The organism is Luteibacter sp. P4_D7_3 (assembly GCF_056401735.1).
This window is the reverse complement of sequence record NZ_JBFUIT010000434.1, coordinates 1-2,598: the sequence shown is the minus strand read 5'-3', so window position 1 is coordinate 2,598 and position 2,598 is coordinate 1. Positions and strand designations below refer to the sequence as shown.

At 64.2% G+C, this 2,598-nt stretch carries 3 protein-coding genes; 1 reads left to right on the top strand and 2 read right to left on the bottom strand.

Annotated elements, in window-relative coordinates; translation table 11 throughout:
• The coding region (locus AC1DSN_RS21135) for a MarR family winged helix-turn-helix transcriptional regulator (RefSeq protein WP_477332689.1) at nt 1–311 on the bottom strand (311 nt) is incomplete at its 3' end.
• A gap of 59 nt (nt 312–370) precedes the next feature.
• On the opposite strand from AC1DSN_RS21135, the gene AC1DSN_RS21130 reads away from it, so the two are divergent.
• Nucleotides 371–1,231, top strand: a complete 861-nt coding sequence (locus AC1DSN_RS21130) for a fumarylacetoacetate hydrolase family protein (RefSeq protein ID WP_477298366.1) — start codon at nt 371–373, stop codon at nt 1,229–1,231.
• A gap of 39 nt (nt 1,232–1,270) precedes the next feature.
• Here the strand turns inward: AC1DSN_RS21130 and AC1DSN_RS21125 are convergent, their stop codons facing one another.
• The gene (locus AC1DSN_RS21125; protein ID WP_477298367.1) at nt 1,271–2,200 is read right to left on the bottom strand and encodes a VirK/YbjX family protein; all 930 of its coding nucleotides are present in this window, start codon (nt 2,198–2,200) and stop codon (nt 1,271–1,273) included.
• Between the last annotated feature and the right edge of the window lie 398 nt (nt 2,201–2,598).

The following is a 2,598-nucleotide window of genomic DNA, read 5'->3' as shown; positions in this document are numbered from 1 at the left end:
GATTGTCCCTCTGTCGTGAGCGCGACCGTCTTGGCCCGGCCTTTCGTGGGCGAGGCGATGGCAATCCAGCCCGCCGAGGTCATCGGGGTGAGCATGCGGTAGAGCGACGTGCGGTCCATGACCATTTCATCGGCCAGGCGGCTTAACGCCACGTCGGGTTCGCGCCAGATAGCCTTGAGGACGCCGAACTGGGCCACGGTGACACCCAACGGCGCCAGGGTGTCGTCATAGAGGCGGCTCAGGGCGCGGGTGGCCTTACGCATCGTGGTGCAGGCGCAGGGCAGGTCGGTGACAGAGATGGACTGATGCATACACATAGTGTAAATACATCATGTAGAAAGTCAATGACACACCGGAGGCTAGACATCCCATGAAGTACGCCACCTATCGCCATGAGGGCGAAGTCCATGTGGGCCTGGTCTCGAACGACGGTCTATCGGTCACGGCGCTGACGGCCGAGGGCCGACTGGTGTCCGACCTGCACCACCTGTTCGCGGGTACCGCCGAGGCGACAGGCCCGCGCGTCGCCCTCGCAAACGTCGTGTTGCTGGCGCCCATCCCACGACCCCGACGCAACATCTTCTGTGTCGGCAAGAACTACGCGGCCCACGCGAAAGAGTTCGCCAGTAGTGGCTTCGACGCGGGGCACACCGGCGCGCCCGACGAGCTGCCGACCGATCCCATCGTTTTCACCAAGGCGCCCGAGTGTGTGATCGGCCACGGTTCGGCTATCTGGTCAGGGGAGGGAGTCACTGACTTCCTCGACTACGAAGCCGAGCTCGCCGTGATCGTCGGCGTCGGTGGGCGAGGCATCACGCGTGCCGACGCCATGCGTCATGTCTGGGGCTACACCATCATCAACGACGTGACGGCACGCGACTGGCAGAAGCGACACAAGCAGTGGTTCCTCGGCAAATCGTTCGACACGTTTGCGCCGATGGGACCGTTTGCTGTCACGGCTGACGCGATCGATGGCGCGGCCCTGGACCTTTCCTGCCGGGTGAACGGCGAGCTTCGGCAGCACGCGAATACGCGCGACCTGATTTTCGATATTCCGAGGCTTATCGAAACGATATCGGCAGGTATCACCCTCATGCCTGGCGACATCATCGCCACCGGTACGCCGGAAGGCGTCGGCATCGGGCGAAGCCCTCCCACGGCATTACGTCGGGGCGATCTCGTCGAGATCGACATCACGGGAATCGGCCGACTCGAGAACCGCGTGGGCTGAGGGATTCGCCTGGACTGAAAACCCGCGTCGCCTGAAAACTCAGGCCGCGCGAAGCTTTTCGTCGCGTCCGGCGATGAGCGCCTCGAGTGTCGGCAAACCGAGGGCGAACATCGTGCTGGCCACCAGTTCGCGACGCAGCACCTCGCGTTGACGGAACGCCGAACGATGTTTGCTGGCGACTTCGAGTTCGCTACGTTCGGGCTCGGTCGAGGGCAGATCGAAAAAACCGTCGCGCGCGAGCACACCAGCGGATTCGATCCAGAAGGTGTCGTAGCTGGCCTTGATGCGCCCCGAACGTGCGTGCCCGTCGTTGCTGATCCCACGCAGGCGCGGCAACCCGTGGCTGGCAGCGAAACCATAAAGCAGCGACAGCAGCAGATTCTTCGGGCGCAGGCCATGGCAGTGCCGGGTGACCAGGCGCACACGCTCCTGGCCGTCCTCGGTGTTGGGGCCCTGGAGGCAGCCGACCAACAGCTCGCCGGTCGAGGGCAGTACCGTGATCGTGGCCGAGAAGAGCAGGGTGCCGTCGGCAGTTGCCAGGGCAATGTTCAATTCGCCCTCGCAACCCTTGCGGGTCGGCGGCATGATCACCACGCGAAGCGGCTCGCCGTTCTTCATGGCAGCTTCGGCGAGCACGACCTGGCCGTCGGCGATCATGTGCTCGAGCAGGCCCTCGGGCAGCGCTGAACTCACGAAGCGGTAGTGATCCATCAGCGCATCGAGACGCTTGCGTGCACCGAAGTGGCGGCTGATGAAACGGTGCTGCCAGCGCTCGACCAGGCGTCCATCGCGTCGGGTGGCCTCGCGTAGGGCAGGATGGCTCTGCAGCAGGCTAAGCCAGCGCAGGTGGCGAAGCGGCGCCAGCAGACAACGCGCCGCGTACCCTGCCGCGTAGACACGGGCGGAGCGGCGCGACTGCCAGTCGTTACGCTGGCGGAAGCTCTGAACAATCCGTTGCAGGGCAATCATGGGGGGGAGCTTCGCGGGGACGAGTCCGGAGTCTCTTCGTAGAATCTTTCGATAACCTTTCAGCGTCCGAAAGGAGCTGCGGGCGGCCCTTTTTTGGGTTCTTCGCGGATTACCGGGGCCTGGCCGCTCGGGTTTCGGGCGGGGCATTCTTTAGCACCTCGCGCATGGCTCGCCTTCGGCTTCGCGGGCTCGGCTTTGCCGTCGCTCTCTACACTTGGGCGCTTCGCGGGGAGACCTTGGTGYCCACCCTCGCTGCTCAGACACGTCCTCCGCGTTCGAMAAGGAARGCCGCTCACGCGGCCCATGTATCTATTTGGCCTACGGCCGCTCCACTTGTGCGGAACTCGCCTCGAGGGTGGACACCAAGGTCTCTCACGACGATACGGTCAGCTGGACGG

What these genes read in the sequence shown, in the direction of transcription:
- AC1DSN_RS21130 (WP_477298366.1), top strand. Translation starts at nt 371, where the DNA reads ATGAAGTACGCCACCTATCGCCATGAGGGCGAAGTCCATGTGGGCCTG.
- AC1DSN_RS21125 (WP_477298367.1), bottom strand. Translation starts at nt 2,200, where the DNA reads ATGATTGCCCTGCAACGGATTGTTCAGAGCTTCCGCCAGCGTAACGAC.